The organism is Campylobacter concisus (genome assembly GCF_902460705.1).
Classification (GTDB): Bacteria; Campylobacterota; Campylobacteria; order Campylobacterales; family Campylobacteraceae; genus Campylobacter_A; species Campylobacter_A concisus_Z.
Map to the genome: position 1 here is coordinate 727,019 of NZ_CABPUP010000001.1, position 7,722 is coordinate 734,740.

Sequence of the window (7,722 nt, forward strand, 5' to 3'; positions counted from 1 at the left end):
TTTAATCGCAAGCAGTGATTTGACTTTAGTGATTTTGCAAAGTGTTAAACTTTGATCGCCAAGATGAGCCTGGCTCATTTGCGAGATTGAAAATAAAAAGGAGAATGTGATGTTAAATCCGGCAGAAACCGCTCAAGCGGTCTCAAGCTCTATGGAGCATAAGGCTCATATGCCACTTGCAAGTATTATTTTTCTTGCCATCATGGCTGGAGCTGCTATTGCTATGGGTGATATTTTCTGGGCTCACTCAACAGTTGGTATGGCTGAAAATCAGTCTATTGGCCTTTCAAATTTTATCGGCGGTATCACATTTAGCTGTGGTCTTATGATGGTTGTCTTTTATGGCGGCCACCTCTTTACAAGCTCTGTTTTAAGCGGTGTTAGCGCATATGAAGGCAAGCTAAAACTAGGTAAGACTATCGGATACTGGGCTATTGTTTGGATATTTAACTTCGTTGGTGGCGCATTGATCGCTTATATGTACTACTACTCAGGCTTGCCACTAAAGTATGATGGCTACATCTTACATCACTTTATACCAGCTGGTATTGGCAAGATCACAGCACCATTTCATGAGCTATTTATCCGCGGAATTTTTTGTAACGTCTTTGTTTGTATGTCTATTTGGACTGCGACAAGTGAGAGCAATCTATCTGGTAAATTCTTTGCCATTATGTGGATGATCGGCGCATTTGTGGCTTGCTCAATGGAGCACTGCGTGGCAAATATGTTCATAATCACTGAAGCCATCATCTCAAAAGCTCACTATATCGCGGCAAACGGCGGAGATATCGCTGCTGCAGCTGCGGCTTTAGGACATGGCATCACGGCTGAAAAACTAGAAGTTTTAAACTGGGGAAATTTCATCGGTAAAAACTTAGTTCCAGTTACACTTGGTAATATCTGCGGCGGACTTTTCTTTGTTGGTTTAGTTGGCTTTATGGCTAATAAATTCGATATGAAGAAAAAAGCTTAAAAATTTTTAGTCTTTGCTTCTTGGCAAAGACTAATCCTTCAAAGCCACCCTTTACTAGGTAGCCATCTCTGTATCTATTAAAAATTTTTGATTTTTAGTTTGTGTAACTTTCAAGCTTTTCGTAATCTATGATCAAAAATTCATGTGGCGTTATTTTTCTTATGATGTCGTTTTTTATAAGCTCATTAAATGCAGTTGAAGCACTTTGCCTTTTAAGTCCTACGAAGCTTGAGAGTACTTTTAGAGAAAATGGTAAAAATATGTAGTGATATCCATTTTGCTTTAGATCCTGCTCCTTTGCAAGTTCGATTAAAAAATTTGCAATCCTACCCTTTGCATCTTCAAAAAGTATAGATTTTATTATCTGGCGTTGTACGATGATGGCGTTTAATGCCGCTTTTAAAATTTCATCTACAACATTTACATTTGATAAAATTTCACTTATTTCGCTTAAGTTTATGGAGTAAATTTTTGCGTCTTCTAAAATTTCAAAAGCACAATTATCATCAAGAACAGCAATGTTGTTTGCTTCCAAACGGTAAAGGATAAATTCTTCCCCATCTTCAAAAAACGAAAGCTTTGCACAGCCACTTTTTAAAATGATGATTTTGATCTCTTCTGCGTAGATGATGCTTGTTTTTGGAAGGTTTTTGTACTCAAATTTATCAAGCTCGGATTGAGTTAGGATATCTAAAATTTGTGTTTGCAAAAGGCCTAAACGTGATTTTTTCATTTTTCTCCCAAAAAATGTTTAGAGCCTGATTTTACTTCACAAAGCATTTAAAGAAGTTGAAAAATATTGCTTTTAGTTTATGAATTTCAATAATTTTTAAAAGTAGTATTAATTTTTTAATTTGGTTGCATAAATCGCAACCAAATTTTTAAAATCCATGAAGTTGTTTTAACTTCTCATCGATTGGCTTTTTAAGTCCATCTTTCGTCACGCTTACGTAAGTTGCGGTAGCGCTAGTAACGTGTATAGTTTCTCTATATCCGCCCGGATTTAGCCTAAGGGCGGTTACTTCTATTTGCGTTGTTATTGAGGTTTTACCAACAGAGATGATTTTAGCGTAGCAGCTTAGCACATCGCCAACAAAGACAGGTTGCTTGAAAATGATCTCTTTCATAGAAATCGTCACAACGCGTTCAGGAGAAATTTCTCTTGCAGCTTGTGCACCTGCAAGGTCGATCTGACTCATTATCCAGCCACCAAAAATATTTCCAGCTGAGTTTGTATCTTTTGGCAACATAACTTGTTTTATGCGCGGCTCACCAAAATCTTTTAAAATATCCATTTTTTGCCTTTTAGATGTTAAAATTTTTGGTTGATTGTAGCAAATTTTAAGGCTTTATGCTAAAATCTTGCAACTTCAGGGGATGAAAAAATGAACGATTTTAAAAGATTAAATGAACTTACAAAAGAGCAAAAAAACAAGCTAAATGCTATTTATAAAAATTTAGATGATGATATCATAAATGAGGCTGTTAAAATTTGTGGTCTTGCTGGCACACCAAGCCAAAAACTAGCCCTTGCAAGAAGGATAGTAGATCTTAAAGTTGATCCGCTTCAAAATGATCTAAAAAAGCTAAATTTAGGCGAAGACGAGCAAAAACGAGTGCTAAATTTAATGTATGGCTACGTTAGAAATTTATATGAAAACCTGCACGCCAAGCTTTTAGAAAAGGCCAAAGAAGAGAAAATTTTAGATCCGTTTAACCAAGCTTTTGTGCAGGCGATGCATGAGCTTGGTCTAAGCCTAAATTCGTGGCAAATTTCATGGCAGGATCGTATTATCGACACTACAAATAAAGAGTTTGAAGCTAAATTTAAAGATTTAAGCGATGCAAATGAGTTTATCACTAAAAATACTTTATTTCAGTGTGATAGTAACGGCGTAAGGGCTGATAGAACGTATGGCGCGGTAGTAAAGGAAGGTGATAAATTTAGCTTTTTGCCTTACGCACTTGCTTTTAAAGATGAGGTTAGAGAGCTTAAAAGTGTTTTTGTTAAAAATCTTGAAATTTTAAGAAATTTAGCCAAAAACGACGAGCAAAAATCTTACGTAAAATACCTTGAAAAGCTACAAAATGCCTTTTGTGAAGAAGATAATGCAAAGGTGATAAACGCTTGGCAAGAGGCTGAGATAGCGTGGATGGATGTAAAAGGTGCGCTTCAGCCGGGTCATCCACTAGAGTACTACGAGGATGCCTACACGCACGCAGTTGCGCTAGAGTGGGATATCAGGCTGGTTGATAGCGAGGGCATTGATGAGCTTAAATTTAAAGAAAAAGTGACAAAAACTTACAAAAGCGTTTGCGAAAAGATCAAATTTGATAATGCCGAGACAAACAAGGCAGTTAGCGAAAATATCGCTAGAACGCAGCTTTATATAAGCGTGCCGATGATCTATTACGGCGCGGAGCTAAACGGGCTTTTTAGCGCTCAGGTCGTGCCAAATGATGAGAGCGTGAGCGCAAAATGTGGTAAGAAAATTTTTGCCTTTGTAAATCACGTCTATGAGGGCGCAAAGGCAAAGCCTTTTATGAAGCTTGGGGCTGAAATTTTTAGTAAAGAATTTTTAGATTTTGGTAGGGAAATTTTATTTTTAAAGCCAAAAATTTGGAAAAAAGTCTATGAAATTTCAACGATCGGCCATGAGTTTGGACACATCCTCTTTATCGGGCTTGATACTGAGATGATGATGAATAAAAGTGGCGTCTTTAAATTTATAGAAGAGTATAAGGCGACGACTGGTGGGTTAGTAAATTTTTTCTTGCACGAAGAGGCGGAGTATAAAATGGCCGTTTTTCATGAGCTAATAGCTCGTGCTGTTGGGCTTATCGCGTGGCGAAAGGTCGATGAGGTGAGGGCTTATTACTGCGAGGGACTCATACATCTTAGCTTGCTTTTTAGGGCTGGCGTGCTTAAATTTGATGGCAAACTAAGCGTGGATATGAGCGAGCAAGCTTACGCTAAATTTAAAGAAATTTGCTTAGAAAACTACTACGATCTAGCGCAAACATACGCTAAAAAAGTTGATGCGAGCACATTTTTGGAGAAATTTTGCCAAAAAGATGAACTAAGCTATTTGCCAAAAGATGAAGAGTGTAAGAAATTTGTTGAGCATTTTTACGCTAGATACGAAGCTATCGGCAACGACGTCGATGATAGTGGCGAGTGGCAAAGATGGCAAAGTTTAGCCAAAAAGGCAGAGAAAGATATATAAAGACGGAACATGATAAGTAAAATAAGCAACGAAAATCAAGTATCTTTTGTATTTATGTTGATACTTTTTTGTGTATATGTTGTTAGTTATTTTATTGCTAGTGGTTTTTATGAAGACATAATTACTACCCTATTTGATTTTATGATCACATTATTTATCTTTTTAAAGCTAAAAGAGACAAGAAATTTAAAAACATATTGGATATATATATTATTAGGCCTTACTTGCTGGGTAGCATCAGACATTATGTGGATGCTATATGATAAGGTTGGTTTTCTTAAACAATTTCTTTCTAAAGTCAATTTTATACAAATCTCATACGTAGTTTCATATTTTATGTTTGCATTTTCCGCTTTTTACATTTTGATCAAAAATTTGAAAAATTTATTTTTAATGCAAGTATTTGTGGACTCAATTTCTATTTCTGCAATATATTTTAGCTTTATGTGGTTTATGATTTTTAATAGAAATTTAACTCAAGTTTTAAGCCAAAAAGATTTTTTTAATCTAAGTTACATCGCCATAGATTTGTTTATGTTTTGTACTTCATTTATTGCATTTTTTTCACTTAAATTTTCAAAAAGAAGACTATCTATACTTTTATGCTTGATAGCGCTTATTGCAATAAGCACTTATGATATTTTTACCACTACAATGGATTTTTGGATAGATGAAATATCATTTTTTGGATACGACATTGTATTTAAGAGTTTATTTTTTATGTTGTTTGTTGCTACGCTTCATTTAAGAGAGGGCGAGGCAAATCTAAAATTTAGGGCACTCAGAAACGATTTTGATAAAATTTTAATACAAAAGCTATTTGTTTTCGCCGTATTTTTGACGATTATGATCTTGTACTCTTGGAAGATAAATTTGACATGGTTATTTTCTATTTTAGTTACTTTGCTTGCATACGGAGCATTATCTTATACATTTTCTAATGTTAGAAAGATGGACATTTTAATTAAACGTGAAATACATATCAAAAAAGTGTTAAATAATCAGATAGAAAGTAAAGTAAAAGAGCTTGAAGAGACAAATAGACACTTACAAAGGATCAGTAAATATGATTATTTGACAAATGCTCTAAATCGCCAGTATTTTATCGCAAAGCTTGAAGAGTTGATAAAGTCAAAGGCACTTGGCGAGAAGATAGATATTTATAGTATCGATATAAACCATTTTAAAGCGATAAATGACTCGTATGGGCACTATATCGGTGATGATGTAATAGCAAAGTTTGCTTTAAACATTGAGTCAATATTGCCACCAAACGATTCCTTATTTGCAAGGTCTGGTGGAGATGACTTTATCGTTGTTCTTAAGCAAAATGAAAATGTACATTGCAGGGAATTTTTACGCTATCTACTAAAAGCTATTTCAGAGCCAATCGTTATAGATGATTATAAAATTGTACTTGATGCGAAAATAGGGATTAGCTCGACACAAACTAGTGAAATTTTGGCTGATGATTTTATCATGCAATCAGAAGCAGCACTAGAAGCAGCAAAGAAAGATGTATCTGAAAAGTATGTTTTTTATAGTGATATAAAAAACATGATTCAGGATAGAAACTATATAGAAATATTGCTAAATAGCATAAGCTTTGATGAAGAATTTGAGCTAAAATTTCAGCCCCAGTATCTAATAGAAGGTAAAAAAATAGTAGGAGCAGAGGCTCTTGTTAGGTGGAACTCTCCTATAAAAGGTCCGGTAGATCAATCAAAATTTATCCCAATAGCCGAACAAAGCTCTATTATCAATGCGATAGGAAAATGGGTAGCAAAAAATGCTATAAAACAAATGGCCTTTTGGAATGAGAAATATAATACAAACCTAAAAATAGGCATAAATATCTCACCAAAACAGATTGATAATATAAATTTTGCATCTAAATTTTTAAGCTATATAGATAGATACGGCATCGATCCATCTTGTGTAGATGTTGAGATCACTGAGGCTAGCCTTGTAAATGCCGAAGAGATGATGCAAAGTGCGTTATCTGAGCTTTCAAATAGAGGAATTTGTATCTCAATAGATGATTTTGGCACAGGCTTTTCATCGATGAGTTATATCAAAAAATATCCTATGAGTTGCCTAAAGATCGCTAAAGAGCTGATAGACAATATTGCTAAAAATGATATAGATAAAGACGTGGTAAAAAGCGTTATAGCTTTGGCTAAAAATGTGGAGCTAAAGACTATTGCTGAAGGCGTCGAAGATGAAACCCAGCTTGAAATTTTAAGAGAGCTTGGATGCGATGAGGTGCAAGGGTATCTTTGGGGCAAGCCAATGAGTGCAGAGGATTTTGAAAAGCTTATAATAAGTGCTATTTAAGCACGCTTTTTGCGCTAAAATTTTCAAATTTCAAAATATCTTTATGGCAAAGTTTGGCCAGCTCATTTATCATTTTTGAGCTAGCTTCATCTTTTGGGATTATTAGATGAATTTTTTCTTCTAAAAAAATGATAAAGATATTTTTGAGTTCATAAATTTCACTAACTTTATTTAGGTCAAATTTTTCATTTTCTTTGGGTTCGTTTTCATAGTAAGCCAGAAAATTCTCATTTACTTCAAAATTCATTTGCTTTTGAACATCTGAAATTTCAATTCTCTTTAATGCAGCTATGCGACTTCTTTTTAAAAAAATAGGATAAAAAATGATCCAAAATATAGCAAAAACAGCTCCGATAACAGTAAAAATTTTACTTTTTAATAGCATATCTACAACAAAACCAGCTATGATGGCTTCGGTAAATATCATAAAAGTGTTTATAAAATACTGCTTTCTTGCCGCCTTTGAGAAAAATAAGATAAAAGATTTATAATCTATTAAATTTTGTCCATTTATGACGATATTGCACTTCATAAGATACCTTTGTGAATTTTAAAATTTTTTGGGAAATTATAACCAAAAGCAAAGTCAATTTTTGTATAATTTGGACTATTTCTTAGGAGAGGGACACTATTTTTTTAATATCAAAATCATCTATAACTGGCATGCGAAAATGGATATTAGTTGCAGTTGTAGCGCTATTCGTATTTGCACTATTAGCATCTTTACTAGACTATAATCTAATTGGAAAAATATCTATTTTGCTTGGTTTCTTTATGATAACTTTTGGCATTTATACTTCAATGGATAAAGTAAAAACCAAAATAACGCATTGGCTTGCAATATGTTTTGGTGTTTTTTTATGGTCTATTTGCGATGCATTAATGGTGTTAAATCAAGATGTGCTATTGCGGGCTCATAGTTCTTATGCATATCTTGATGTGTTTTTTATGTTGCCGATGATATCTATTTTAGCTGGCGTTAGTATATTTTTGTATTCAAAATTTGCAGCCAGTCAAGAAAAATTGGCCATCATTATGGATAGCATAAGTGTCTTTTTTTTAATAGTAATTTTAATATATGGTATTTTTGACGAAATAGATATTTCATCAATGATAAATAATAGATCAAATATTGTTTTTCTCTCTATTGTAGCCATAAATTTTCTTATACTTTTTATTACT

General features: G+C 33.9%; 6 protein-coding genes and 1 pseudogene. 4 read left to right on the forward strand and 3 right to left on the reverse strand.

What is annotated here, in order from left to right; all coding sequences use genetic code 11:
* Positions 1–109 precede the first annotated feature (109 nt).
* Positions 110–976, forward strand: coding sequence for a formate/nitrite transporter family protein (locus F3G75_RS03495; RefSeq protein ID WP_149716568.1), 867 nt, complete (start codon positions 110–112; stop codon positions 974–976).
* Positions 977–1,070: 94 nt separating this feature from the next.
* On the opposite strand, the gene F3G75_RS03500 is transcribed toward F3G75_RS03495, so the two are convergent.
* Together F3G75_RS03500 and F3G75_RS03505 are read right to left on the reverse strand one after the other, a co-directional pair.
* A complete protein-coding gene (locus F3G75_RS03500) occupies positions 1,071–1,709 on the reverse strand; it encodes a Crp/Fnr family transcriptional regulator (RefSeq protein ID WP_107696032.1) in 639 nt (212 codons plus the stop codon).
* A 148-nt stretch (positions 1,710–1,857) separates the two neighbouring features.
* Positions 1,858–2,271 carry an acyl-CoA thioesterase gene (locus F3G75_RS03505; RefSeq protein ID WP_021091795.1) on the reverse strand — a complete coding sequence of 138 codons (414 nt, stop codon included), beginning with the start codon at positions 2,269–2,271 and terminating at the stop codon, positions 1,858–1,860.
* 90 nt (positions 2,272–2,361) lie between these two features.
* Between F3G75_RS03505 and ciaB the strand changes: the two genes are divergently transcribed.
* Both ciaB and F3G75_RS03515 read left to right on the forward strand, forming a co-directional pair.
* A complete protein-coding gene (ciaB, locus tag F3G75_RS03510) occupies positions 2,362–4,203 on the forward strand; it encodes an invasion protein CiaB (protein ID WP_149716569.1) in 1,842 nt (613 codons plus the stop codon).
* 654 nt (positions 4,204–4,857) lie between these two features.
* Positions 4,858–6,540 carry a putative bifunctional diguanylate cyclase/phosphodiesterase gene (locus tag F3G75_RS03515; protein WP_223154381.1) on the forward strand — a complete coding sequence of 561 codons (1,683 nt, stop codon included), beginning with the start codon at positions 4,858–4,860 and terminating at the stop codon, positions 6,538–6,540.
* Here the strand turns inward: F3G75_RS03515 and F3G75_RS03520 are convergent.
* Positions 6,533–7,072 (reverse strand): hypothetical protein, encoded by a 540-nt coding sequence (locus F3G75_RS03520; RefSeq protein ID WP_149716571.1) that lies wholly within the window; start codon positions 7,070–7,072, stop codon positions 6,533–6,535. The two genes, F3G75_RS03515 and F3G75_RS03520, sit on opposite strands and share 8 nt — an antisense overlap.
* Positions 7,073–7,203: 131 nt before the next feature.
* Between F3G75_RS03520 and F3G75_RS09290 the strand changes: the two are divergent.
* A pseudogene (locus F3G75_RS09290) lies at positions 7,204–7,722 on the forward strand (GGDEF-domain containing protein); the annotation flags it as partial.